This is a genomic window from Streptomyces sp. NPDC058195, assembly GCF_042883525.1.
In the GTDB taxonomy this organism is placed as follows: domain Bacteria; phylum Actinomycetota; class Actinomycetes; order Streptomycetales; family Streptomycetaceae; genus Streptomyces.
The window spans coordinates 25531-50985 of sequence record NZ_JBHVVM010000026.1 but is presented as its reverse complement, the minus strand read 5'-3'; the positions used below and the strand labels follow the sequence as shown (position 1 = coordinate 50985).

18 protein-coding genes and 1 pseudogene are annotated in these 25455 nt (G+C 68.9%); 6 read left to right on the top strand and 13 right to left on the bottom strand.

What is annotated here, in order from left to right:
• Positions 1-21: 21 nt before the first annotated feature.
• The 7 genes from ACFVWY_RS27260 to ngcE form a co-directional block, all read right to left on the bottom strand.
• On the bottom strand, positions 22-1287 hold the full coding sequence (locus ACFVWY_RS27260; protein ID WP_389877170.1) for a sugar ABC transporter permease: 1266 nt from the start codon (positions 1285-1287) through the stop codon (positions 22-24).
• A gap of 101 nt (positions 1288-1388) precedes the next feature.
• Positions 1389-2183, bottom strand: coding sequence for an ATP-binding cassette domain-containing protein (locus tag ACFVWY_RS27255; RefSeq protein ID WP_389877169.1), 795 nt, complete (start codon positions 2181-2183; stop codon positions 1389-1391).
• A gap of 186 nt (positions 2184-2369) precedes the next feature.
• A complete protein-coding gene (locus ACFVWY_RS27250) occupies positions 2370-3461 on the bottom strand; it encodes a sugar ABC transporter substrate-binding protein (protein WP_389877082.1) in 1092 nt (363 codons plus the stop codon).
• A gap of 122 nt (positions 3462-3583) precedes the next feature.
• A complete protein-coding gene (locus ACFVWY_RS27245) occupies positions 3584-4783 on the bottom strand; it encodes an ROK family protein (RefSeq protein WP_389877080.1) in 1200 nt (399 codons plus the stop codon).
• 189 nt (positions 4784-4972) lie between these two features.
• On the bottom strand, positions 4973-5890 hold the full coding sequence (locus tag ACFVWY_RS27240; RefSeq protein ID WP_389877079.1) for a carbohydrate ABC transporter permease: 918 nt from the start codon (positions 5888-5890) through the stop codon (positions 4973-4975).
• 91 nt (positions 5891-5981) lie between these two features.
• The gene (locus ACFVWY_RS27235; RefSeq protein WP_389877077.1) at positions 5982-6905 is read right to left on the bottom strand and encodes a carbohydrate ABC transporter permease; all 924 of its coding nucleotides are present in this window, start codon (positions 6903-6905) and stop codon (positions 5982-5984) included.
• A gap of 50 nt (positions 6906-6955) precedes the next feature.
• Positions 6956-8404, bottom strand: a complete 1449-nt coding sequence (ngcE, locus tag ACFVWY_RS27230) for an N-acetylglucosamine/diacetylchitobiose ABC transporter substrate-binding protein (RefSeq protein WP_389877076.1) — start codon at positions 8402-8404, stop codon at positions 6956-6958.
• A gap of 504 nt (positions 8405-8908) precedes the next feature.
• On the opposite strand from ngcE, the pseudogene ACFVWY_RS27225 reads away from it, so the two are divergent.
• The 3 genes and pseudogenes from ACFVWY_RS27225 to ACFVWY_RS27215 all read left to right on the top strand — a co-directional run.
• A pseudogene (locus ACFVWY_RS27225) lies at positions 8909-10557 on the top strand (discoidin domain-containing protein); the annotation flags it as partial.
• Positions 10546-11091 carry a glycoside hydrolase domain-containing protein gene (locus ACFVWY_RS27220; protein ID WP_389877168.1) on the top strand — a complete coding sequence of 182 codons (546 nt, stop codon included), beginning with the start codon at positions 10546-10548 and terminating at the stop codon, positions 11089-11091. The pseudogene ACFVWY_RS27225 and the gene ACFVWY_RS27220, both read left to right, overlap by 12 nt.
• A gap of 61 nt (positions 11092-11152) precedes the next feature.
• Positions 11153-11308 (top strand): hypothetical protein, encoded by a 156-nt coding sequence (locus tag ACFVWY_RS27215; RefSeq protein WP_389877074.1) that lies wholly within the window; start codon positions 11153-11155, stop codon positions 11306-11308.
• Positions 11309-11337: 29 nt separating this feature from the next.
• Here the strand turns inward: ACFVWY_RS27215 and ACFVWY_RS27210 are convergent, their stop codons facing one another.
• A complete protein-coding gene (locus ACFVWY_RS27210) occupies positions 11338-11985 on the bottom strand; it encodes a histidine phosphatase family protein (RefSeq protein ID WP_389877167.1) in 648 nt (215 codons plus the stop codon).
• A gap of 171 nt (positions 11986-12156) precedes the next feature.
• Positions 12157-14871: an aconitate hydratase AcnA gene (gene acnA / locus ACFVWY_RS27205; protein ID WP_389877073.1), complete on the bottom strand. Its 2715-nt coding sequence runs from the start codon at positions 14869-14871 to the stop codon at positions 12157-12159.
• Positions 14872-15210: 339 nt separating this feature from the next.
• Between acnA and ACFVWY_RS27200 the strand changes: the two genes are divergently transcribed.
• The 3 genes from ACFVWY_RS27200 (at position 15211) to ACFVWY_RS27190 (ending at position 18227) form a co-directional block, all read left to right on the top strand.
• The gene (locus tag ACFVWY_RS27200; RefSeq protein WP_389877070.1) at positions 15211-15717 is read left to right on the top strand and encodes a hypothetical protein; all 507 of its coding nucleotides are present in this window, start codon (positions 15211-15213) and stop codon (positions 15715-15717) included.
• A 73-nt stretch (positions 15718-15790) separates the two neighbouring features.
• Entirely contained in the window at positions 15791-16414 is a 624-nt protein-coding gene (locus ACFVWY_RS27195) for an RraA family protein (protein ID WP_389877068.1), read from the top strand.
• A 283-nt stretch (positions 16415-16697) separates the two neighbouring features.
• Positions 16698-18227, top strand: a complete 1530-nt coding sequence (locus tag ACFVWY_RS27190) for a helix-turn-helix domain-containing protein (RefSeq protein WP_389877066.1) — start codon at positions 16698-16700, stop codon at positions 18225-18227.
• A 272-nt stretch (positions 18228-18499) separates the two neighbouring features.
• Here ACFVWY_RS27190 and ACFVWY_RS27185 read toward each other — a convergent pair whose 3' ends face one another.
• From ACFVWY_RS27185 to dxs, 4 genes are all read right to left on the bottom strand, one after another.
• Entirely contained in the window at positions 18500-19759 is a 1260-nt protein-coding gene (locus ACFVWY_RS27185; RefSeq protein ID WP_389877165.1) for an MFS transporter, read from the bottom strand.
• Between the two features lie 566 nt (positions 19760-20325).
• Positions 20326-21588, bottom strand: a complete 1263-nt coding sequence (locus ACFVWY_RS27180; protein WP_389877064.1) for an ATP-grasp domain-containing protein — start codon at positions 21586-21588, stop codon at positions 20326-20328.
• Between the two features lie 39 nt (positions 21589-21627).
• Positions 21628-22725, bottom strand: a complete 1098-nt coding sequence (locus tag ACFVWY_RS27175; RefSeq protein WP_389877062.1) for a GNAT family N-acetyltransferase — start codon at positions 22723-22725, stop codon at positions 21628-21630.
• A gap of 412 nt (positions 22726-23137) precedes the next feature.
• Positions 23138-25036 (bottom strand): 1-deoxy-D-xylulose-5-phosphate synthase, encoded by a 1899-nt coding sequence (gene dxs / locus ACFVWY_RS27170; RefSeq protein WP_389877061.1) that lies wholly within the window; start codon positions 25034-25036, stop codon positions 23138-23140.
• Positions 25037-25455: the final 419 nt, after the last annotated feature.

The following is a 25455-nucleotide window of genomic DNA, read 5'->3' as shown; positions in this document are numbered from 1 at the left end:
GGCGCCAGGCCGGGGACGCGGCTACGCGCGGCCCGCGGTCTTCTGGGTGCGGCGGGAGACCGAGTCGATGACCACGGCGGCCAGCAGCACCGCGCCGGTGATCATGTACTGGATGGCGTTGGCCATCCCGATCATGTTCAGTCCCTGCTGGATCGACTGGATCACGATCATGCCGAGCAGCGCGGACCAGACCTTGCCCCGGCCGCCGAAGAGGCTGGTGCCGCCGATCACGGCCGCCGCGATGACCAGCATCAGGGTGTTGCCGCCGCCGACGCTCTTGGTGGCGCCGCCGGAGAGGCTGGCGATGAAGAGGCCGCCGAAGGCGCCCAGCATCCCGGACAGCGCGAAGACGATGATCCGGACCCGGTCGACGCTGATACCGGCACGGCGCGCGGCCTCCGGGTTGCCGCCCACCGCGAAGACCTGGCGGCCGAAGGCGGTGCGGCGGGCCACGAAGTCCGCGACGACCAGCACCGCGAGGAAGAGCACCAGGGCCAGCGGCAGCCCGCGCGCGCCGGAGGGCTCGTTCAGTACGTAGGCGACGGCGAAGCACAGCACGGCGACGACGCCCGTACGGAGCAGGACCTCGCCGGTCGGGCGGGCGGGCAGGGCGGCGGCCCGGCGGCGCCGGCTGTCCATGACGAGAGAAGCGGCGTACGCGAGGACGGCGACCAGGGCGAGACCGTACCCGGCGGCCTTGTCCTCGAAGAAGTAGTTGGTGAGGTTCTCCACGACGCTGCCGGACGGGGTGTTGATCGAGCCCTCACCGCCCATCATCCACTCCTGCAGACCGCTCCAGCCGAGGAAGCCCGCCAGGGTGACGACGAAGGCGGGCACTCCGATCTTGGCGAAGAAGAAGCCGTGCAGCGCGCCGAGCACCATGCCCCCGGCCACCGCGACCAGCACCGCCGCCCAGTCGGGCCAGCCGTGGTTGACGTTGAGCACGGCCCAGGTGGCCGCGCCGACACCGGCCACCGAGCCGACGGACAGGTCGATCTCGCCGAGCAGCAGGACGAAGACGATGCCGACCGCCATGATGCCGAGGCCGGAGCTGTAGACCGCGATGTTGGCCAGGGAGCTGGCGGAGAGGAAGTTCTCGTTCTGGAACTGGAAGACGATCGCGATGACGATCAGGCCGACCAGAACCGGCAGCGAGCCGAGCTCGCCGCCGCGCACCTTGCGGGCGAACTCCGACCAGTAGCCCTTGATGCCCTCCTCGCGGACGAGCAGGCGCGGGTCGACGGCGGGGGTCGCGGTGGGTCCGGCGGCCGTGGCGTCGGCGGGCACGGCTTCGCCCTCCGGGCCTCCGGGGGTCCTGCTTGCGGGGATCTCGTCCTCGGGGGGCCTGCTTCCGGGAGTCCTGCTCTCGGGCGTCTTGGCGAGGTCGCTCACCTGGCGTCCTCCTTCGTCGCTGTGCGTGCCTGGCGGCGCGTGACGGCATTGTCCGTGGCACCGGTGATCGCGGAGATGATGTCCTCGTGGGACGTGGTGGCCACGTCGAAGACCCCGTTGTTGCGGCCCAGCCGCAGCACCGCCACCCGGTCGGCGACGGCGCGCACATCGGCCATGTTGTGGCTGATGAGGATGACGCCGTGGCCGCGCTCGCGCAGCCGCTCGACGAGGTCGAGGACCTGCGCGGTCTGCTCGACACCCAGGGCGGCGGTCGGCTCGTCGAGGATGACGATCCTGGGGTCACCGATCAGCGCGCGGGCGATGGCCACGACCTGGCGCTGGCCTCCGGAGAGCGAGGCGACCGGGATGCGGACACTCGGGATCCGGATGGACAGGGTGTCCAGCAGTTCCTTGGCGCGCTTCTCCATGGCGATCTCGTCGAGGACGGAGGCCCTGCGCAGCTCGCTGCCGAGGAAGAGGTTGGCGACCACGTCGAGGTTGTCGCAGAGCGCCAAGTCCTGGTAGACGGTGGCGACTCCGAGCTCCTGGGCGTCGTTGGGCCGGTTGATCCGGACCGTCGCGCCCTCCCACTCGATGGCGCCTTCGTCGATCGGGTGGACGCCCGAAATGGTCTTGACGAGGGTCGACTTTCCGGCGCCGTTGTCGCCGACCAGGGCGACCACCTCGCCGGAGTGGATCTCCAGGTCCACATCGGTGAGCGCCTGGACGGCGCCGAACCGCTTGGAGATCCCGCGCAACGCCAGCACGGGCGTAGCGGACACGTGAATCATCTCCTTCGCCGCCTGACCGGCGGGGGGGGTGGTGCTGAGCACGAGGGGGAGGGCGGTGCCGGGACCGGTGAGCAGTCCGGCGCCCGCCCCTGCTGCGGGGCATGGACGGGGCGGGCGCCGGACCGGACCGGGGTGGCGCCGGGGGTGACGTCCGGGCAGGGACGCGGAACTCCCGGGCTGTGGTGGCTACTTGATCCCGGCGGCTTCGCAGGCCGCCTTGTACTGCGCGGTGCAGATCTGCTCGACCGTGTAGACCTTGTCCGCGACGATCGTGGAGGCGACGTTCTCCTTGGTCACGATGGAGGCGTCGTAAAGCTTCGACGGGGTGGCCTTGAACTCGCCCGAGAGGCTGTCGACCTTCACCGGGGCCAGGTCGTCGATCTTGTCGCCCTTGAGCAGGCGGACGGCGATCTCGGCGGTGGTCTCGGCCTCCGGCTTGATCTGCTTGTAGATCGAGAAGGCCTGTTCACCCGTCAGAACGCGCTGGATGCCGGCGAGTTCGGAGTCCTGTCCGCCCACCGGGACCTTGATGTCCTGCTTCTTCAGGGCGGTGATGATGCCGCCGGCCATGCCGTCGTTGGCGGAGTAGACGCCCTGGAACCCCTTCTTGCCCAGCGAGTCGATGGCGGCGCCCATCTTCTTGTTGGCCTCGTCCGGCGACCAGTCCGGGATGTCCTGCTCGTAGACGACCTTCTTGACCTGCTGGTCGAGCACGCTGTGCGCGCCCTTCTTGAAGAAGGGGGCGTTGGGGTCGGTCGGCGAGCCGTTGATCATGACAACGTTGCTCTCCTTGGCCTTGGCGCCCAGCGCCTTGACCAGCGCCTCGCCCTGGAGCTGGCCGATCTTCTCGTTGTCGTACGACACGTAGGCGGAGATCGGCCCCTCGGCGAGACGGTCGTACGCGACGATCTTGACGTCCTTCTTCGCGGCCTGCTGGACCCAGGACTTCGCGGCCTTGTAGTCGACGGTGTCCAGGATGATGACCTTCACACCCTGGGTGACGAGCGCGTCGAACTGCTTCTTCTGGGTCTCGCTGTCGCCCGCGGCGTTGTTGTACTTGACCTCGCAGTCGCCGCACAGCGCCTTGATCTTCGCCTCCATGAGGGGGCGGTCGAACGTCTCGTAACGCGTGGTCTTGTTCTCCGGCAGCAGCAGGCCGATGGTCTTGCTGTCGCCGCCGGAGTCCTTGTCGTCACCGGCCTTGCCGCAGGCCGCGAGGGAGAGGGCCATGGAGACCGCGGCCGTTCCTATGACGATACGTCGCGTCGTTGCGTTCATTTCCGATTGCCTCCCTGACGAGGCCGCAACGTCGCGGCCGAGGTGGCTGGCAGTCAACTCGGCTGCGACGGCAGCGTCAAGGAGTAAATCCTTAACGAGATGACAACGGTGCCATCCCTTATCTAAGTGAAGGCAGGAGTGGCTTTCGGCAAGGCGCTCTCCAAAATGGTCGAATCCCCCATCTCGCTGAGCACCAGAGCCAGCGCGCCCAGCACTTCGGCCCGTCCGCCCAGCGCCCCGGGCAGCACCGAGAGCTGCCGTGCGGCGCTCGGGATGGCGTAGCGGGAGACCGAGTCGCGGATCGGCGCGAGCACCAACTCGCCCGCCTCCGCGAGCGATCCGCCGAGCACCACCCGGCTGGGGTTGAGCAGGTTGCAGAGGTTGGCCACCCCGCTGCCGATGTGCCGTCCCACGTCCCCGATCACCCGGCGGCACCCCGGATCGCCCTCGCGGGCCAGCTGGACCACCCGCTCCATGGTCAGGCCGGGTCCGTGGCTGGGCTGGAGCAGCGGCAGCACGTAGCGGGCGGCCGTGAAGGTCTCCAGGCAGCCGCGGTTGCCGCAGCGGCACACCGGGCCCGACTCGTCGAGCGTGATGTGGCCGATCTCGCCCGCTGTGCCGCCCGGCCCCCGGTAGATCCGCCCGTCGATCACCAGTCCGGCGCCGACGCCGCTGGCCACCTTGATGTAGGCGAGGTCCCTGACCCCCCGGCCGCTGCCCCAGACCAGCTCGCCGAGCGCGCCGAGGTTGGCGTCGTTGTCGACGTAGACCGGCACGCCGAGACGGCCGCCCAGCTCCTTGCTGGGGTTGATGCCCGTCCAGCCCGGCAGGATGGACGTGGAGCCCAGAGTGCCGGACTCCACGTCGATCGGGCCGGGAACGCCGAGGCCCACCCCGATCACCTTGTCCGGACCGATCCCGGTCGTCGCGATCAACCGCCGGACCAGTGTCTCCGCCCGCCCGAAGCCCTCCGCGGAGGAGGCGTCGACGTCCAGCGGCTCGGCCTCCTCGGCGAGCACCTGGTGGGCGAGGTTGCCGATCGCCACCCGCAGATGGGTGTGGCCGAAATCGACCCCGATCACCATGCCCGCGTCCCCGCTGAGCGAGACGCTGCGGGCCCGGCGGCCTCCCGCCGAGGTCGGGGTGACCTCGACCGTGCCGCTCTCCTTCAGTTCACGAACGATATTGGAGACGGTGGCCGCTGACAGGCCGGTGCTCCGTGCGATCTCCGCCTGGGTGAGCGAGCCCGCCATGCGTACCGCGCGTACGACCCGCTCAAGGTTGGCGCGATGCAGAGATGTCTGCGACCCCGGAGTCTCCATCGACTCTCTCACTCCTGCCGTTTTCTCCAACATGTGAACTCCAAGCTGACCGTTTTGCGGCACTCCCCGTCAAGACCTTGAGCAACCGAAGCCTCCGATGAGCGGCGTGTCCGGCCGCGTACACACGCGAACCGCCCGTCGGCGCGGGCCGACGGGCGGTTCGTGGATACGGGCGAAGGGGGCGGGCGGCTACTTCACCGCGCCCGCGGTGAGCCCGGCGACGACCTGGCGCTGGAAGACGATGTAGGCCCCCAGGACCGGCAGCATCGCCATCACCAGACCGGCGAAGAGACCTGACCAGTCACCCTTGTAGCCCTGGCTGGTGGCCAGCTCGACCAGGCCCTGGGAGAGCACCCGGCCGTTGGGATCGGTGTTGAGCACCGTCGGCAGCATGTACTGGTTCCACTGGCCGAGGAAGTTGAAGATGCCGACGCTGATCAGCCCCGGCTTCGCCATCGGCAGCATCACCTGGAAGAACGTCCGGCTGTGCGAGGCTCCGTCGAGCATCGCCGCCTCCGCCACCGAGGTCGGCAGCGTACGGAAGAAGGAGGTGAGGAAGAAGACGGTGAACGGCAGCGAGTAGGCGATGTAGACCATGATCAGTCCGTGCCGCGTGTTCAGCAGGGCCATGTTGTTCATCACGAAGAACAGCGGGACCAGCGCCAGGATGATCGGGAAGCTCATCCCGCCGATGAACAGGAAGTAGATGAAGCGGTTGCCGGGGAAGTCGAACCGCGCCAGTACGTACGCCGCCATCGAGCCGAGCAGCAGGGTGCCGACGAGCGAGCAGCCCACCACCACGATGGTGTTGAAGAAGTAGTCGCTCATGTGCGCCTGGCTCCAGGCGCGCGACCAGTTCTCGAAGTGCAGCTTGTCGGGCAGCTCCCACGGCGTCGACAGGATCGAGTCGTCCGTCTTGAAGGACGACATCACCGCCCACAGCAGCGGCAGGACCACCAGGACCGCCCAGATGATCAGCACACCGTGCGAGAAGACGTTGAGGACGTGGCCCTCGCTGCTCTTCGCCTTGGGCGCCGGTGCGGGCCGCCCGGCCGCCGGGGCCGGGTCCGCGGCCGGTGCCGCGGGAGGGGTGTCAGTCGTCTTCACGCGTACTCACCTCGTACTGTCGAGCCGGACACGGAGGCCGACCTGTGGTGCCTGCTGGGGGTCCGGGGACCGTTTCCCGGGAATCGCAGCATCAGAACTCCAGCCGCTCGCGCCGGCCCAGCCGCATCACGATGGCGGCGAAGGCCAGGGTGACGAAGAGCAGTCCGACACCGATCGTCGTCGCGTAGCCGGCCTGCCCGTCGCGGAAGGCGGTCTGGTAGACGTACAGCGGCAGGACCGAGGTGGAGTAGTCGGGGCCGCCGGGGCCCACGGTCATCACCTGGACGGTGGTGAACGCCTCCACACCGAGCGCCAGGATGCCCATGTACACCCAGCCCGACTGCACCGTGTCCCAGAGCAGCGGAAGGGTGATCTTGAAGAAGGTGGTGAAACGGTTCGCCCCGTCGAGCAGCGCCGCCTCGTAGAAATCCTTCGGGATGGACGCCATTCCGGCCGAGAAGAGTACGACGAAGAATCCGACCGTCGACCAGACGAGCACCGTCATCACGCAGATCAGCGCGAGGTTCGGGTCACCCAGCCAGTCCGGCTGGACCGAGCCCAGACCGACCGCCTTCAGCGCCGAATTCAGCATGCCACTGGTCGGGTTGTACGCGAACTGGAACAGCAGGGCCACGATGACGATCGAGAGCACCTGCGGGAAGAAATAGGCGATCTTGTAGAAACCCGACCCGCGCACGCCGGAGACCGTGGCGTTCTTCCGCCGCCGGCCTCCGACATTGAGCATGAAGGCGAAGAAGAGTGCCAGGCCGAGCGTCACCAGCGGCAGCAGCAGCACGAGCAAGGCGCTGTGCTGCAAGGACTTCCAGAAGATGTCGTCCTTGAGCATCCTCGTGTAGTTGTCGAACCCGACCATCTTGAAGTCCGGGCTCAGGCCGGTCCAGTCCGTGAACGAGTAGTAGATGGACTGGATGAACGGCCAGATGACGAAGACCGCGTACAACGCCAGGGGGAGTGTCAAGAACCCCACGATGAAACGGTACTTGCCGTGCTGCATTGTCTACCGACCCCGATCTTTCCGCGGGTGCCGCCGCTGGTGACGGTTGCTCACTGGTGCTTGTAGCGCTTGATGGACGGGTCCTTGGCCGCCGCGTCCGCGAAGGCCTGGATCTTCTTGATGGCCTCCGCAGGGGTCGCGCGGCCAGCCATCATCTCGCCGATACCGGCGACACCGATCTGCTCCTTCTGGAGCTTCACGTACCAGTCCTGCAGACGCGGGTTCACCACGTTGTCGCCGGCCTTCTTCAGCGCGTCGACACCGGACTGCATGGCGGTGGAGAGGGTCAGACCGTCCGTTCCGCCGTTGAACGCGCTGAGCGACTTGACCTGCTTGGTGAAGTTCTTCGAGGACTCCTCGGAGAGCATGATGCGCAGCTGCTCCATGCCGCCCTCGGGGTTCGCCGCGTTGGCCGGGACGACGAAGGGCTCACCGCCGGAGGCCCAGATGGTGCCGAACGGCAGCTTGTCGGACGCGTCCAGGCTGGACGGCGCCGCGACCATCATCTTGAAGTCCTTGGGCGTGGTCGGCGCCGCCTCGTTCTCCACCCACGAACCGTTCGGGAGGAAGAGCGCCTTGCCCTTGGTCCACTCGGTCTGCGACTGGATGTGGGTCAGGCCCGGGGTGCCCTGAAGGATGTAGCCCTTCTTGTACAGCTCGTAGTACGCCTCGAAGGCCGCCTTGACCGCGGGGTCCTTCCAGGCGTTCGGCTCCAGGTTGTCGATCTTGTCGAGAACCTCCCGGCCACCGATCTTGCCGATGAACGGGTAGAGCGAGAACGGCAGGTAGTACGGGTACTTGCCGGCGTACGTCCAGCCCGCGATGCCCTTCTTCTTCGCCTTGGCGCAGAGGGCGAGCATGGCGTCCCAGTCCTCCGGGTACGCCGCGTCGAGGTTGTCGAGCGCGGTCTGCGAGTACCAGACGCCGTACACGGTGTACGCGTAGTACATGATCCAGACGGGATCGCCCTCGAACTGGCCCATCTCCAGGACGCCGGGACGCAGCGTGTCGCGGACCTTCTTGCTCGGGTCGTCGATGGACGGGGCGTCCATCAGCGGCGTCAGGTCGAGCAGCTGCTTCTTGCCGACCAGGACACCCATGTCCATCTGCTCGGCACCGGAGTTGTCGATCAGGTCCGGCGGGGTGCCGCCGTTGAAGCGGGGCTGGAGCTGCGACTGGATCTTCTGGGTCGCGACGTGCTTGACCTTCGGAGCCTTCGGGAACGCTTCGTTGTACTTCTTCTCCGCGTCGATCGCGTACTGCTGACCGAAGCCGCCGTCGAAGATGACCACCTCAAGCGGGGCCGTCTCGTTGACGCCGAGCGGGTTGGTCTTGGAGACCTTGCCCTTCTCGACCTTCTTGTCGCCGCCGCTGTCGCCGCTCGCGCAGGCCGACAGGAAGCCCATCGCGGGAACGCTGATCAGGCCGAGTGCTGCCGATCGCTTGATCACATCGCGACGGCCAAGGCCCTCATTGTTGTGGGCGGAGGTGGATCCCATGCTCAAGTCCTCGCCTTCTCCAGGACTCAGGCGGTGTGTAACCGGTCGCCCGTCGAAAATTCGCCTCAGGCGAAGGGCCCCGCCACCGCGGTCAATTGCGCTTGGGTGGTGCTGATTTAAGGCTAGCCATGTGCGGTGGGGTGCCCGGAGAGCCCGGGTATCGGAGGCACGCGTGATGCCGTCCTCGACCGCTTCCCCTTGTCCCCCACGTCCGCGTCACCGGAGCGATGGTGCGGACGCCGACAGGTATAGTCCACTCACGGCCGACTGAGCAAGATCGAACGCGAGTTTGAGCAGCAGTCTTTCCCGAGTTGAGACCTCGCGGATACATGCCCCCCGCACGCTCCCGGTTCCGGCACGGCGATTTCCGCATTCCGGTCAACAGGGCCCGGCATTCACCTCCAACGCGCTTGACACACCCCGGCACTTGGCCACCCACTGGACCTTGCGTGTCGCTCTGACAACGTTGTCCAGGTGGACTTCCCCCGGGAGGATCGACTCGGCATGCAGCCCCGACCTGGTTCCCGCACACGGCACAGCCGCACCGCCGCACTGATCGCGGCCTCACTCGCCCTGGTCCTGACCGCCCCCGCCATGGCCGCGGCCCAGTCGGCCGGACCGGCGGAAAGAACCCATATCCCCCTGGCGGAGCGGACGTTCCGTTCCTCCTTCGAAGCGGACGAAAGGCAGCCGGACTGGCACAACACCGCAGAAGAAGGACCTGGGGGAAAGAAGCGGTCATCAGGTGTCGACGGTGGATTCTCCACAGGGATTCCGGGCAATGCCACCGACAAGGTGACAGAGGTCCGCGCCAGTGGCGAGAACACCGGCGGCGGGGAGGCGAAGGAGAATCTGGCCGACGGGGATTGCGGCACCACATGGCTCACCTTCGCACCATCCGGCTGGATCGAGTTCGTTCTCGACAAACCGGTCAAAGTCGCGACGTATGCCCTGACTTCAGCCAATGACCACGCTGAACGCGGCCCGAAGGACTGGACGCTCCAAGGGATCCGCCGACGGCCAGAAGTGGCAGGATCTCGACTCCCGAAGCGGTGAGATCCTCGGTGAGCGGTTCCAGGCCACGTCGTACCATTTCACACCTGACAGGGCGTACCGGCACTTCCGGCTGGGGATCACGGCGAACAACGGTGCCACGGACGCCACCCAGCTCGCCGACATCCAGCTCTCGAACGGTGACACCTCACCCCCGGCCCCCACGGACATGCGCAGCCTGCCCGGCCGCGGCCCTTTCGGCTCCCCCCACGGCGAAGGCCGGTACGGGTTTCACCGGGAAGCGGGCGCTGCGGTACGCCGGTACGCACAGGGCGGACGGCCGGGCCTGCTCGTACAACAAGGTCTTCGATGTGAACACGGCCGTCACCCGTGACACCTCACTGTCCTATCTGATCTCTCCGCAGATGGGCGAGACCGACCTCTCCTGCCCGTCGACGCACGTGGCGGCCGATCCGGCGTTCACGGACGGTACGTATCTGAGCGATCTGGGCGCCACCGACAGCAACGGCGGCCCGCTGGCCCCGCGGGGCCAGGCCGACTCCAAGCGGCTCTACGTCAACCAGTGGAACACGGTGGAGGCGTCGGTCGGCACGGTCGCGGCGGGCAGGACCGTGGACCGCGTCCTCGTGGCGTACGACGCGCCCAGGGGAACGGCGGCGTTCCAGGGCTGGATCGACGACATCGCGATCGCGCCGAAGGCGCCCGAGAAGCGCCGGGCACACCTGTCCGACTACGCCTCTACGGTGCGCGGCGCCCACTCCAGCGGCGCCTTCTCCCGGGGCAACACCATCCCCGCCACCGCCGTGCCCCATGGCTTCAACTTCTGGACGCCGGTCACCGACGCCGCCTCCACGAGCTGGCTCTACGACTGTGCGCGCGGCAACAGCGACGACAACCTGCCGGCTCTTCAGGCGTTCAGCGCCAGCCATGAGCCCAGCCCCTGGATGGGTGACCGGCAGACCTTCCAGGTGATGCCCTCGGCGGCCACGGGCACCCCCGACGCCTCCCGCACGGCACGGGCGCTGCCCTTCCACCACGAGAACGAGACGGCGAGGCCGCACTACTACGGGGTGACCTTCGACAACGGGCTCAGGGCCGAGATGGCCCCGGCCGACCACGCGGCCCGGATGCGCTTCACGAGGGCCACGGTCCCTCTGGAGAACGGCCGGGACCTGGTCGTCAGGGCCCCGGCGAACAGCGCGAAGAACCTCTGCGTACAAGGTCTGGAGGTCAACGGCGGGAAGTGGGGCGCCACGTCACTCCCGCACGTGCTGCTGGCCCGGGGCGGTGTGCTGGACTTCGCGATGGGCCCGCGGCCCTCCTCCTGGGGGACCGGCAAGGATGCGGCGCCCGCCTCGGTCACCACGGACGACCAGGTGCCCTCGCCGCCCAGGGACGTCCCTAAGGGCTGTCCCGTAATCCCTGGCGGGCGTGCGACGACAGCCACGGCACCTCGCCGCGTTGCTGGAACGCCCGAATACATCCAGTATTCGGGCGTCCCTCCGCCTTGCGATGCACCGCGTCTGACGCCGCACGCTGATCCACCAGGGATTGCGGGACAGCCCTTAGGGGCGCGGGTCCGCTCTTCGACGACACCTCGGCCACGGCGGCCCGGGTCGGCACGGTGGAGCTGCCGGTCCGCGCGGCGGCCGGTGCCGTGCGGGACACCCTGACCTCGGACAGGGCGGCGAAGGCCCCGGACGGCTGGGTGCTCCAGCCTCCCCGGACGGCACGGTGTGGACGGACCTGGACCGGCGGTCGGCCGAGCCGTTCTCCTGGGACCGGCGGACGCGCGTGTTCCCGGTGCGCGCACCGGGCCGGTACGCGCACTACCGCCTGGTGTTCGCGGGGGAAGGAGGACGGCTGGCGGAGGTGGAGCTGATCTCCTGACCCGGCCGGCGCCGCTCGTCCCGGCCCGGTCAGGGGCGGGCGGCGGTCTCCGGCCCGGCCCCGGGGAACAGGTTGTCGGGCAGTGTCACGTTCCATGCCGTGATCACCGGCTTGCCGTGCTCGGTGCCGAGCCGGGAGGCCGCCCCCGTGGCGAGCTGGAAGAGGGTGCCCTCGGCCGGGGTCAGTCCGAGGTAGCGGGCGGTGAGCACGCGCAGGAAGTGGGAGTGCGCGACCAGGGCGATGTCCTCGTCCGCGTCCCGTCCGGCGGCAGCCGCGGCGGCCTTCGCCAGCACCCGGTCGGCGCGGGCGCCGACCTCGGCGGGCGTCTCACCGGGGTGGTCCTCGGGTCCTGCGGCGACCCCGTCGGTCCACAGGTTCCACTGGGGGCGGGTGCGGCGGATCTCATCGGTGGTCACGCCTTCGTAGCCGCCGTAGTCCCATTCGCGCAGCTCGGGGGTGATGAGCGGGGCGGCCAGTCCGGCGAGCTCGGCGGTGCGCCGGGCGCGTACGGCGGGGCTGACCAGGGTGAGGGCGATGTTCCGCCCGGCGAGCAGCGGCGCCAGCGCGCGGGCCTGCCGTTCGCCGAGGGGGGTCAGCGGCAGGTCGGTGTGGCTCGTGTGCTGCCCGGACCGCGACCATTCCGTCTCGCCGTGCCGGATCAGGATCAGCTCGCCCATGGTGATTCCGCTCTCTTCCGTACGAGGCCGCTTGCGCTGTCGCTGGGTGAACCCGTCCGCCCACGATCGCATTCCTCGGGGGCACCTCCGGTACAGGACACCGGTACGGAAGAGGGCCGCCCCCTCCGCGTGCTGCGGAGGGGGCGGCCCGGTGCCCGGCCGGACCCGCTGTTACTTGCGGATCAGGCTGCGGAGCACGTACTGCATGATGCCGCCGTTGCGGTAGTAGTCCGCCTCGCCGGGGGTGTCGATGCGGACGACCGCGTCGAACTCCACACCGGTGTCGGTGGACACCTTGACGGTGCGCGGCGTGGTGCCGTCGTTCAGCTCGGTCACACCGGTGAAGGAGAAGGTCTCCTCGCCGGTCAGGCCCAGGGACTCGGCGTTCGCGCCCTCGGGGAACTGGAGCGGGAGGACGCCCATGCCGATGAGGTTCGAGCGGTGGATGCGCTCGTAGGACTCGGCGATGACGGCCTTGACGCCGAGGAGCGCGGTGCCCTTGGCGGCCCAGTCGCGGGACGAGCCGGAGCCGTACTCCTTGCCCGCCAGGATGACCAGCGGGGTGCCGGCGGCCTGGTAGTTCTGCGAGGCGTCGTAGATGAACGCGACCGGCGCGCCGTCCTGGGTGAAGTCGCGGGTGAAGCCACCCTCGGTGCCCGGGGCGATCTGGTTGCGCAGGCGGATGTTGGCGAACGTGCCGCGGATCATGACCTCGTGGTTACCACGGCGCGAGCCGTAGGAGTTGAAGTCGCGACGCTCGACGCCGTGCTCCGTGAGGTACGTGCCCGCCGGGGTGTCGGCCTTGATCGCACCGGCCGGGGAGATGTGGTCGGTGGTGACCGAGTCGCCCAGCTTGGCGAGGACACGGGCGCCCGTGATGTCGGCGACCGGGGTCGTCTCCATCGTCATGCCCTCGAAGTACGGGGGCTTGCGCACGTAGGTGGACTGCGGATCCCACTCGAAGGTGTTGCCGGTCGGGATCGACAGCGCCTGCCACTGGGCGTCGCCCGCGAAGACGTCCTGGTAGGACTTGTTGAACATGTCCTCGCCGATGGAGTTGGCGACGACGTCGTTCACCTCGGCCTCGGAGGGCCAGATGTCCGCGAGGTAGACCGGCTTGCCGTCCTGGTCGGTGCCCAGGGCGTCCTTGGTGATGTCGACCTTCATCGAACCGGCGATGGCGTACGCGACGACCAGCGGCGGGGACGCCAGGTAGTTCATCTTGACGTCGGGGTTGATCCGGCCCTCGAAGTTACGGTTGCCGGAGAGCACCGAGGTCACGGCCAGGTCGTGCTCGTTGACCGCCTTGGAGACCTCCTCCGGCAGCGGGCCGGAGTTGCCGATGCAGGTGGTGCAGCCGTAGCCGACGAGGTTGAAGCCGACCTTGTCGAGGTACGGGGTCAGGCCCGCCTTGTCGAAGTAGTCGGTGACGACCTTCGAGCCCGGGGCGAGAGTCGTCTTGACCCACGGCTTGCGGGACAGGCCCTTCTCGACCGCCTTCTTCGCCACGAGCGCCGCGGCGACCATGACGTACGGGTTCGAGGTGTTGGTGCAGGAGGTGATCGCGGCGACGGTGACGGCGCCGTGGTCGATCTGGTAGGTCGAGCCGTCGGGGGCGGTCACGGTGACCGGGTTCGACGGGGTGCCGTTGGCGGCGGCCGGGGCGTCGGAGGCCGGGAAGGACTCCTCGCCCGCCTCGTCGGCGGTGGCCACGTAGTTCAGGACGTCGCTCTTGAACTGCTCGGCGGCGTTGGCCAGGACGATGCGGTCCTGCGGGCGCTTCGGACCGGCGATCGACGGGACGACCGTCGAGAGGTCCAGCTCCAGCTTCTCGGAGAAGTCCGGCTCGGCGGCCGGGTCGAGCCAGAGGCCCTGCTCCTTGGCGTACGCCTCGACGAGCGCGACCTGCTGCTCGTCACGGCCGGTCAGGCGGAGGTACTTCAGCGTCTCGTCGTCGATCGGGAAGATCGCGGCGGTGGAGCCGAACTCCGGCGACATGTTGCCGATGGTGGCGCGGTTGGCGAGCGAGGTGGCGGCGACGCCCTCACCGTAGAACTCGACGAACTTGCCGACGACACCGTGCTTGCGGAGCATCTCGGTGATGGTCAGCACCAGGTCGGTGGCGGTGGTGCCGGCCGGGAGCTCGCCGGTCAGCTTGAAGCCGACGACGCGCGGGATGAGCATCGAGACCGGCTGGCCCAGCATCGCGGCCTCGGCCTCGATGCCGCCGACGCCCCAGCCCAGCACGCCGAGGCCGTTGACCATGGTGGTGTGCGAGTCGGTGCCGACGAGGGTGTCGGGGTAGGCCTGGCCGCCCCGGACCATGACCGTGCGGGCCAGCTTCTCGATGTTCACCTGGTGGACGATGCCGGTGCCCGGGGGGACGACCTTGAACTCGTCGAAGGCGGTCTGGCCCCAGCGCAGGAACTGGTAGCGCTCCTTGTTGCGGCCGTACTCCAGCTCGACGTTCTGGGCGAACGCGTCGTTGGTGCCGAACTTGTCGGCGATGACGGAGTGGTCGATGACCAGCTCGGCCGGGGCGAGCGGGTTGATCTTGGCCGGGTCGCCGCCCAGCTCCTTGACGGCCTCACGCATGGTGGCGAGGTCCACGACGCACGGCACACCGGTGAAGTCCTGCATGATCACGCGAGCCGGCGTGAACTGGATCTCCTGGCTGGGCTGTGCCTGGGAGTCCCAGCCACCGAGCGCCCGGATATGGTCGGCGGTGATGTTCGCGCCGTCCTCGGTGCGGAGCAGGTTCTCCAGCAGCACCTTCAGGCTGTAGGGGAGGCGCGCGGAGCCCTCGACCTTGTCCAGCCTGAAGATCTCGTACGACTCGTCGCCCACGCGCAGCGTGCTGCGGGCGTCGAAGCTGTTCGCCGACACGACAGTCTCCTTCATCAATGTGCGCGTACTCCGCGCCGCGCCTCACTACGCCGGGCGCCGCGTGGTGCCGCCTACGGCACCTCGACCATCCGCTAAGGTAAGGCTTAGTTAGGTAACCCTTACCATCGGGCGGACTGCGGTGCGCCTTCGGCATATATCTCGATGTCGAGATAACTCTAGTACATCGCTCCGGCACGGTCATGCCCCGGGCACCGTCGTCCCCCCGCGCCACTCTCCCCCACCCCGCACCGCCCCGCTCGTCCGCCCCCGCCCGGTGCCGCCGGTCGGGTTCGCCGCTCCGGACACCGCCCTGTCCGAGCCCGCCCCTATGGTTTCGCCATGACAGCCCCCGAGACCATCCCGATCGCCCACGAGCCCGGCTACCGGACCGACACCATCGGGCGGTACGCGGACGGGCAGTTCCTCGCCTCGGTCAGTTACGCCTTCCCCGAGGGGTACACCCCCGGGAACGACTGGGCGGAGCACAAACGCCTCTACACCGTCCTCCACCGCTTCGACCCGGAAGGGCGGCACACCGGCTCGGACATCCAGTACATCGGCACCTGGGCCGGACAGCTGCGCCGCCCCCACGGCGAGGACTCCGTCATGGCACGGGCCCGGGCCCGGCTGGCGGAGCTCCTGGACGGCCTCCCCGGACGCGCGTACGGCGACATCGCGGTGCGGCCGTTCCGGCTGACCGTCGATGACGTGCTCTTCGGCCTGATCGTCGAGAGGAGTGAGAAGAATGAGGAGGGCGAGGGGGCGGACGGCGGGGGAGAGCGGGCCGAGCTGTACCCCGACGGGCTCGGCTTCCACGCCCCCTGGGACGGCCTGTACGACACCTGACGCACAGAACTCGACACACGGAATCTGACGCACGGAACCTGACGCACGGAACCGAATCGGACGACGGAGGAACATGAACGACGCGAGCGAGTTCAAGGACATCTGCCCGACCACCCTCGCCGACCTTCTGGGGCGCGGGCAGGTCATGGAAACCGGCGTCCGGCCACTCTGGGCCCCGACCCCCCGGATCGCCGGTCCGGCGTTCACGGTGCGGTGCCCGCCCGGCGACAACCTCATGCTGCACGCGGCCATCCACCGCGCGGAGCCCGGCTCCGTCATCGTCGTCGAATCGGGCGACGTCGGCCACGCGCTCGCCGGCGGCAACATGTGCGCCGTCGCCCAACGCCGCGGCATCGCCGCCCTCGTGACCGACGGTGTGATCCGCGACCTCGCCGAGGTCCGCGCGATAGCCTTCCCGGTCTTCGCCCGGGGCGTCATCCCCATTCCGGGTGCGAAGAAGGCCGTCGGGCCGCTCAACCACCCCGTGCGGTGCGGCGGGGTGACGGTGGCCGCCGGTGACATCGTGGTGGCCGACGAGGAAGGCGTCGTGGTCGTCCCGCGCACCGGGCACGAGCAGACGCTCCTGGACGCGCGGGCACGGGCGGCCGAGGAGGCCGGAGAAAGCCTCGACGCCTGGGAGGCGGCGCACCGCGCCCGTATCGACGCCATCCTCCACAGCGCGGGCTTCGAGGACTGACCGTTCCCCGAGCGCCGGGCCCGGACACCGTCCGGAACCCGGCGCTCCCCCTGTTCTCCGCCTCCCCGTCCCCGCCCCGGCATGCCCTTGCCCTTGCCCTTGCCCCGTACGGACGCGCACCGCGGGCGGCCGCGGCGATCCGGGCGGACCATGGAACGCACGAAGCACCCCGGGCCGCGCCTTTACACCTCGGGGCACAACTGCCGTGCCGACACGCGCATGTGTCACTCGAATGCCGCACCCCACCGTTCGGCACATCTCATATCTGAGATAACCTTTCGCCATGTCAGACGATTACCTCGTACGCATCGGCAAGCTCATACGTGACGCCCGGCAGCACCGTGGCTGGACGCAGAGCCAGCTCGCCGAGGCGCTCGGCACCAGCCAGAGCGCCGTGAACCGCATCGAGCGCGGCAATCAGAACATCAGCCTTGAGATGATCGCGCGCATCGGTGAGGCGCTCGACAGCGAGATCGTGTCGCTCGGCTACGCCGGGCCGATGCACCTGCGCGTGGTCGGTGGCCGCAGGCTCTCCGGTTCCATCGACGTCAAGACGAGCAAGAACGCGTGCGTGGCACTGCTCTGCGCCTCGCTCCTCAACAAGGGCCGTACCGTGCTCCGCCGGGTCGCCCGCATCGAGGAGGTCTACCGCCTCCTGGAGGTGCTGAACTCCATCGGCGTGCGGACCCGCTGGATCAATGACGGGACCGACCTGGAGATCGTTCCGCCCGCCCGCCTCGACATGGACGCCATCGACGCGGACGCCGCCCGCCGCACCCGTTCCATCATCATGTTCCTCGGCCCGCTGCTGCACCGCATGGACCGCTTCAAGCTCCCCTACGCGGGCGGCTGCGACCTGGGAACCCGCACCATCGAGCCCCACATGATCGCGCTGCGCCGTTTCGGCCTGGAGATCGCCGCGACCGAGGGGATCTACCACGCCCAGGTCGACCACTCGGTCTCCCCCGGCCGCCCCATCGTGCTGACCGAGCGCGGCGACACCGTGACCGAGAACGCCCTGCTGGCCGCCGCCCGGCACGACGGCACGACCGTCATCCGCAACGCCTCCTCCAACTACATGGTCCAGGACCTCTGTTTCTTCCTGGAGGCCCTGGGCATACGCGTGGAGGGCATCGGTACGACGACCCTGACCGTGCACGGCGTCCCGCACATCGACGTGGACGTCGACTACTCCCCCTCCGAGGACCCGGTCGAGGCGATGAGCCTCCTCGCCGCCGCCGTCGTCACGGAGTCCGAACTGACGATCCGCCGGGTGCCGATCGAGTTCCTGGAGATCGAGCTCGCCGTCCTGGAGGAGATGGGCGTCGACTGCGACCGCACGACGGAGTACGCCGCCGACAACGGCCGCACCCGCCTGGTCGACCTGACGGTCCGCCCCTCCAAGCTGGAGGCGCCGATCGACAAGATCCACCCCATGCCGTTCCCCGGGCTCAACATCGACAACGTGCCCTTCTTCGCGGCGATCGCCGCCTCGGCCCACGGCCAGACCCTCATCCACGACTGGGTCTACGACAACCGCGCCATCTACCTCACCGACCTGAACCGCCTCGGCGGCAGACTCCAGCTCCTCGACCCGCACCGGGTGCTGGTCGAAGGCCCCACCCGCTGGCGTGCCGCCGAGATGATGTGCCCGCCCGCCCTGCGCCCGGCGGTGGTGGTCCTGCTCGCCATGATGGCGGCCGAGGGCACATCCGTCCTGCGCAACGTGTACGTCATCAACCGGGGTTACGAGGAGCTGGCGGAGCGGCTCAACTCCGTGGGCGCGCAGATCGAGATCTTCCGCGACATCTGAGGGCCTTCAGCGGCACGCTGCGGAGCTCACTGGTCTCCCCCACGGCACAGAGCGCGTGCACACAGCGCTTGCACGGAGCGGCCTTCGCGCCGTGCGGCGTTCTCAAGGGCTGCCGGATGTACGGCTGACGCCGCTGTGCGGGCGTCACCCGCGGGCGGCTGGGCCCGGAGCTGCCGGGCCGGCGGGCCCGAGGACGGCGCTCGGCGTCTCCTCGGGCCCGCCGGAGCGGTGCGGGACAGGAAGCAGGTCGGCCGGGACCTCCTTCCGGCCGTTCAGGCCTTGGCCTGTTCCACCTGTTCGAGTCCTCGGGAACCGGCCTCCGGGGCCAGGAACGCGGCGGTGATGGTCACCGCGGACAGCAACCCGAAGTAGGCGACGATCAGCCACGGCCTGCCGGAGCCGGCCATCAGCAGGAACACACCCACCAGTGGCAGGATCCCACCGCCGAGCACGGCACCGATCTGGTAGCTCATGCCCACACCGCTGCTGCGTACCGACGTGGGGAACAGTTCGCTGAGCCAGGCCGGCTGGGGCGCGGACATGGCGTCGTGGAACACGTTGAGCCCGCAGATCACAGCCAGTCCGATCAGCACCGGCGACCGCGTGTCGACGAGAAGGAAGAAGGGGGTGATGAACACCGCGCTGCCGATGGCACCGAACAGATACCAGCGGCGCCGTCCGGCCCGGTCGGACACGACCCCCCAGAAGGGCGCGCTGACAAGGCTCAGTGCCGAACTCACAGCCACCGCGGCCGATCCGACCGAGGACGCCTTCCCCAGCACCACACCGATGTAGTAGACGGAGAACACGGTGTAGAAGTAGGAAGCGGTGGTCTGCGAGATCCGCAGGCCTATCCCCAGGGCGAGTTGCCTCCGATGGTTGCGCAGGAGGTCGACGAAGGCGTTCGGCCGGGTGCCGTCGGTCTCCTGGGCACGCTCGAAGACCTCCGGTTCCGGAACCGTTGCCCTGATGACCAGCCCGACGATGATGAGCACGGGGCTGATCAGGAAGGGGATGCGCCAGGCCCCGGCCAGGATGTCCTGCATGCTGACGAAGCGCTGGAGGAAGAAGAAGGCCCCCGAAGCGAAGAGCAGCCCGAGTCCCGCGCCCGAAGTCGCCAGGCTGCCCCACCTGCCGCGACGGCGGGCACCCGAGTGCTCGACCATGAACACCGCGGCCCCGCCCTGCTCGGCTCCGGCCGCCACGCCCTGGATCAGGCGCAGAAGGACCAGCGCGATGGGCGCCGCCACACCCACCTGGCGATAGGTCGGCAACATCCCGACCATGGTGGTGACCACGCCCATGGTGACCAACGACAGGATGAGCACGAGCCGGCGGCCGTGCCGGTCGGCGATCTGGCCGGCGAACACGGCGCCGAGCGGACGGGCCACGAAGCCGACCGCGTAGGTGGCGAAGGCGGCGAGTTGACCGGCCGTGGAATCGAGGTCCGTGAAGAAGATCTTGTTGAACACCAGCGCGGCGGCTATGCCGTACAGGTAGAAGTCGTACCACTCGAAGACCGCCCCGACCATGCTGGCCACGGCCGCACGCCGCGCGTACGGCCGATCGGCGGGGGCGGCCGTCGGCTCCGGCGTGGGCCCCTCACCTCTCTTCACGCGGCTGGCTTCCGGGCTATGACCTCGCCGCCCCCGCCAGCGGTGCCCCCCTGCCGGATGTCGGCGAACCCACTGCCGGGAATTCGCTTCTCGATTCCCGTGACAGGGACCGGGGCCTTCCGGCCGATCCCGGTACGGAGGACGAATTCCGTATGCTTCGGCATAAGTGATTCTTCGGCGCGATGAGAATCCGGAAGGCGGCCAAGTGATCCGGAATCAGTCCATGCCGGCATATGGTGGCCCGTGCTGTTGATATTCAACTGGTTCACCCTATCCTCGATGTGGCACAGGATCGAAAACTCCGGAAGCGTATCCAGGCCAATCCTCGCCGGGCAAGAACCCGCCGTCATCATTCATTCCACGGCGAATCGCCACAGCCCCTCGGGGACGGAAATGATCCGTGCGGCGCACCGGCACGGCACCGGTCCCGCCCGCGAGGCGGCCACACCCGCGCGGATGCCATCGGCGGACCGCGCGCGGCGTCACATGACGTCGATCCCGATCTGCCCCGCCGCCGCGTCCGCCCTGCGAAGGGCTTCGCCGCTGTCCCGCCCGCGCACCACGATGCTGCCGAGCAGGTCGACGTTGTTCTCCGGGATGCGCACCTCGTCGCCGGGGGCCACGTGCAGGTCCACCGCCACGACACCCGGAGTACGTCCGAGCATGTCGAGACCGTGCACCGCGCGCACAGTGCCTTCGCGGGGCGCGGAGAGGAATCGCGAGGCCGCGGAGCCGAGCGCGCGCAACGTGAGGTCGGGTTCCTCCCCGGAGTGCATCCGTACGTGCTCGCGCTGAAGGTGAAACCCGGTGCTCTCGCGGATGAGACGAGTGATCTGGCCTCCGGGCATGCGCGCGTTGACCTCGATCAGCTTGGGACCGGAGCCCGTCATCCTGACCTCGACATGGGCGCACCCGAAGTCGTGTCCGACGGCATCGAGTGCGGCGAACGCCGTGTCGGACAGCTCTTTCTGGACGGACCGCGAAAGGAGTGAGGGGAAGACGTCCCCGGTCTCGACGAAGTGCGGATGCGCACCCAGTCCCTTGTCGGTCACGCCGATCAGGGTGCGCTCACCACGGAAGGTGAAGGACTCGACGCTCACCTCGAACCCGATGAGGTACTCCTCCACGAGTGCGCCGGGAAGGCGCCGCCCGCCGAAGTAGTCGGTGGGAACCGAGGAGATGGAGTGGTAGTGCGCGATCGCCTCCTCCCTCGTGCGGCAGAGCCTGACGTCCAGACTCCCGGCGTCCGTCATCGGCTTCACGACGCACGGCAGCCCGACGCGCTCGACGGCGGCCACGGCCTCGTCCTCCGAACGGACCCAGGCCCACGCCGGGACAGGCACGCCCGCCTTCTCGGCCGCCTGCCTCATCCTCAGCTTGTTCCGGCAGGTGTGGGCGGCGTCGGGATCGAGACCGGGCAGTCCCAGGGTGCGCGCGACCTCGGCCACGACCGGAACATAGTGGTCGATGTTCGTGTAGACCCCTCGCAGCTCGCTCCGCGCGTACCTCTGGTCGAGCGCCGCGATCACCTCGGCACCTTCGTGCGGGTCCGCCTCGATCACGTCGTCGACGCATGCCTCGAACGCCTCACGGGCCCTCTGGTCCGGGGTGTAGCGGGACACGTCCCGGGTCACCATCGCGACGTGCAGTCCTTCGGCACGCGCCGCCTGCAACACGGTGCGGCCCAGGGCCCCCATGAAGTTCTCGACGACCGCGAACACGTTCTTTTCGCTGTTGTGCGGCATTCCAACCCTTTCACAGGTGAATTATCGAGACGGCTGTTCTCACAGGCTCAGCACATGACAGAACTGGTCGCTCGCCACGCAGCCGCGTGAAAGTTTGGTCTTCTCGCTGCCGTGGCCGTAGTAAATGGTGGTGACGCCGGCTGCGGCGGCCTCTTCCAGGAGGCGGTAGTAGAGGACCTCGAAATACAGCGGCAGCCGCTTGTTCCCCTGATATGCGTAGTCGAAGCCGCTCTGGCGTGCGTACCAGTGGTTCTGGTACCGCAGAATCAGACCGAACCCGCGGACCGCCCCGTCCGCGCGGGCAACGAGCGCGAAGGCGTCGTCTCCGAATCGGTCCCGGATCTGAACGAGTGTGGGCAGCGACTGGTCGTCGCGCCACTCGATGCCGTACTTCCGCATGAGCTCCGCCTCGAGTGCGGCGAAGCGGGCGAGGTCGGCGCCGTCGAGGGACTCCACGGATATCCGGCAGCCCTCGTCGTGGAGCCTTCGCCGCTCGGCGTTGATGGAGATACGCCGTTTGCTCGGGAGCCCGGCCAGGTAGCCGGGGAACCCGTCGGCCGGTACGCGCAGCGAGCTGTACCGCCCCGACGTGTAGTTCCGGTACCCGCGCAGGGCCAGAACTCCCGTCAGCTCAACGTCCGTCTCGTCCACGTAGAGGAAGGTCACACTTGCCGCACCCGCGGCGCGGGCGAGTCCCTCCGCGGCGGCGACCAGGGCGGCGAGGTCATCGGCCGACGCCAGTTCCCCGTACAGGATCCGGGTGTGACCGAGATGACGGCCGCCGGCCAGCAGCGTCGGCATCAGGGCCTCGGTGGGCCCGGTCCGCAGAGCGGCGAGGAACTCCTCCGCGCCGGGCAGTTCCGCCTCGGCGCTCTTCCCCAGGACGTAGTCGGGGCGGCCGAGCGACCAGGGAACCGTCGCACCGGCCAGGGCGGTGGCCAGTCCCGCGACAAGCCGTCCGCCACGCTCGGCCAGCAGGTAGGCCATGGGGACACCCGCGGTTCCTTCGACCACGTCCAGCCAGCGCGTGGTCAGGAAAATGTCGGAGGGGCGTGTCAGCGCGTCCCACTCCCGGCGCGGGAGATCCTTCGCGCGCTCGACCAGGCGGACGCCCTCCGGAAGGCACACCGTGCTCACGTCCACGAGCACACGACCCACGGGGCGGGCCCGGCCTCCGGAGAGAAGGAAGAGTCGTCAACTGGAGAGAACAGGTTCATCAGCGGCATCCCCCGTCACACATGGCAGTTCAACTACCCCGGGGTGTGCGCGCCTACACCACATGTACCCACCGTCGAATGACGGCGCGGTCCGCCGGACGGAGAGGCGCCATCGGGCACAAGGTGCCCCTGCCGGCGGGTGTCCGCCTTGGGCTCGGCGGCCGTGCGGATCCGGGCTCGCAGCCGGGCCTCGGACTCCTGGCCGCGTACCGGCACCCGCACCCGCTCCGGGGCGTGGGCCCGGCACCGCCGGTCACGCTACGGGCGGGCGCCGGCCTGCCGGACCCGGTCCGGGCCAGAGGCCGACGCCCGCCGCGTCTTCGTGCCGCGGGTCAGCTCGGGAGCACCATCTCATCGCGCCCGAGACCGGCGAAGACGCCTGAGACCCGGCGGGCGATGTCCGCCGCCGTCAGACCGACACGCCCCATGACCCGGCTGCGCTCGGCGTGGTCGAGGAACTCGACGGGGACACCGAAGTCACGCAGGGGAACGTCGACTTCGGCGTCACGCAGCGACTGCGCGATGGCGGAGCCGACACCCCCGGCCCGCACCCCGTCCTCGACGGTCACCACGAGCCCGTGCCTGCTGGCGATGGCCGGCAGCTGCTCGTTCACCGGCTTGATCCACCGGGGGTCCAGCACGGTGGTACGGATGCCCTGCTCGGCCAGCCGGTCGGCGATGTCGAGGCACATGGGCGCGAGCGCTCCGACAGAGACGAGGAGCACGTCGGCCCCGTCCTGCGCGGAGCCCCTGAGCACGTCCATCCCGCCGATCGTGTCGACGGCGGCCACCTCGGGACCGACCGTGCCCTTGGAGTAGCGCACGACCGTGGGACCGTCCGCCACCTCGACGGCCTCGCGCATCTGGGTCCGCAGCTGGTCGGCGTCGCGCGGCGCGGCGACCCGCAGCCCCGGCACCACCTGCAGGACGGCCATGTCCCAGACTCCGTTGTGCGACGCGCCGTCGTCGCCGGTGACGCCCGCGCGGTCCAGCATGAACGTCACAGCGCAGTGGTGCAGGGCCACATCCATCAGAAGCTGGTCGAAGCACCGGTTCATGAACGTCGCGTACACCGCGATCACGGGGTGCAGTCCGGCCGTGGCCAGCCCGGCGGCGCAGGCCGCCGCGTGCTGCTCGGCGATCCCGACGTCGAAGAACCGGTCGGGGAACCGCTCGGCGAACGGTCCGAGCCCCGTGGAGCGCTGCATCGCCGCCGTGATCGCCACGACGTCCTCGCGCTCGGTGCCGAGCCGCACCATCTCCTCGCCGAAGACGGTGGTCCAGTCCTTGCCCGCGACCGAGACCGGCTTGCCGGTGTCCGGGTCGATCACCTTCACCTGGTGGAAGCGCTCGTCGGACTCCTCGGCGAAGCTGTAGCCCCGGCCCTTCTCGGTGATGCAGTGGACGATCACCGGTCCGCCGAAACTCTGCGCGCGGCGCAGCGCGTTCTCCATGGCCGCCACGTCATGGCCGTCGATCGGCCCCACGTACTTCAGGCCCAGGTCCTCGAACATGCCCTGCGGTGCGATGAAGTCCTTGAAGCCCTTCTTCGCCCCGTGCAGTGCGTCGTAGACCGACCGGCCGACCAACGGCGTGCGGTCGAGCACGTTCTTCGTGCGCTCCAGGAACTGCTCGTATCCGTCCGTCGTACGGAGGGCGGCCAGATGGGTCGCCAGTCCGCCGATGGTGGGGTTGTACGAGTGGCCGTTGTCGTTGACGACGATGACCAGGGGAAGCGTCTTGTCCGCGGCGATGTTGTTGATCGCCTCCCAGGTCATGCCCCCGGTCAGCGCCCCGTCGCCGACCACCGCGACCACGGAGCGGTCCCGCCTGCCGGACAGCCGGTCGGCCTTCGCGAGGCCGTCGGCCCAGCTGAGCGCCGCGGAGGCGTGCTGGTTCTCGATGATGTCGTGCGGCGACTCGGCGCGGCTCGGATAGCCCGAGAGGCCGCCCTCCTTGCGCAGCTTCGAGAAGTCCTGACGTCCCGTCAGCAGCTTGTGGACGTACGTCTGGTGGCCGACATCGAAGACGATGCGGTCCTTGGGAGAGTCGAAGACCCGGTGCAGCGCGATGGTCAGCTCCACCACACCCAGGTTCGGCCCCAGATGCCCTCCCGTGCGGGAAACGGCGTTGACGAGGAACTCACGGATTTCCTTCGCGAGTCCGCCCAGCTCACCGGTGTCGAGCTTCTTCAGATCCTGCGGCCCGCGGATCGACTCCAGAACGCCCATACGTCATTCTCCTTAAGGGCTGCTGACAGGGAGGGTTTTCGGTGCACGCACAGGACCGACAGCTGCTCACCGGCGGTTCCGCCGAGCAGTCGTCATGGCTGATCGGCAACGGGCGGTGCCCCGGGGAAGCGAGAACGGCCTCCGCCGCTCGGATCGCCCTCCCAGGGCTCCTGTCGCGGCACTGGGTGCCAGCCTGTGCCGCGCCGTGCCGGAGAGGCGGAGCGGGCAGACCACGAGGAGCGGCAGCAGCCCATACGCTTGGCCATCCAGCAATCACCTCTTCGTGCATGCGGAGGTGTCAGGCTATCAATTCAATTCGGATGCGGATGCGGACGCGCATCACACTGACGAGTGAGGTGTCCCCCGAGGTACCGGGGCACACCATGGCATCCATCGAACTCACCATCGAACGGAAGTCC

Coding starts and splice junctions, on each gene's coding strand:
- ACFVWY_RS27185 (WP_389877165.1), bottom strand. CDS start 19,759: ATGGTCGGGGCGGTCTTCGAGTGGTACGACTTCTACCTGTACGGCATA.
- ACFVWY_RS27235 (WP_389877077.1), bottom strand. CDS start 6,905: ATGCAGCACGGCAAGTACCGTTTCATCGTGGGGTTCTTGACACTCCCC.
- ACFVWY_RS27200 (WP_389877070.1), top strand. CDS start 15,211: ATGACAGCCCCCGAGACCATCCCGATCGCCCACGAGCCCGGCTACCGG.
- ACFVWY_RS27180 (WP_389877064.1), bottom strand. CDS start 21,588: ATGCCGCACAACAGCGAAAAGAACGTGTTCGCGGTCGTCGAGAACTTC.
- ACFVWY_RS27250 (WP_389877082.1), bottom strand. CDS start 3,461: ATGAACGCAACGACGCGACGTATCGTCATAGGAACGGCCGCGGTCTCC.
- ACFVWY_RS27195 (WP_389877068.1), top strand. CDS start 15,791: ATGAACGACGCGAGCGAGTTCAAGGACATCTGCCCGACCACCCTCGCC.
- ACFVWY_RS27190 (WP_389877066.1), top strand. CDS start 16,698: ATGTCAGACGATTACCTCGTACGCATCGGCAAGCTCATACGTGACGCC.
- ACFVWY_RS27255 (WP_389877169.1), bottom strand. CDS start 2,183: ATGATTCACGTGTCCGCTACGCCCGTGCTGGCGTTGCGCGGGATCTCC.
- ngcE (WP_389877076.1), bottom strand. CDS start 8,404: ATGGGATCCACCTCCGCCCACAACAATGAGGGCCTTGGCCGTCGCGAT.
- ACFVWY_RS27245 (WP_389877080.1), bottom strand. CDS start 4,783: ATGGAGACTCCGGGGTCGCAGACATCTCTGCATCGCGCCAACCTTGAG.
- ACFVWY_RS27220 (WP_389877168.1), top strand. CDS start 10,546: ATGCGCTTCACGAGGGCCACGGTCCCTCTGGAGAACGGCCGGGACCTG.
- dxs (WP_389877061.1), bottom strand. CDS start 25,036: ATGGGCGTTCTGGAGTCGATCCGCGGGCCGCAGGATCTGAAGAAGCTC.
- ACFVWY_RS27210 (WP_389877167.1), bottom strand. CDS start 11,985: ATGGGCGAGCTGATCCTGATCCGGCACGGCGAGACGGAATGGTCGCGG.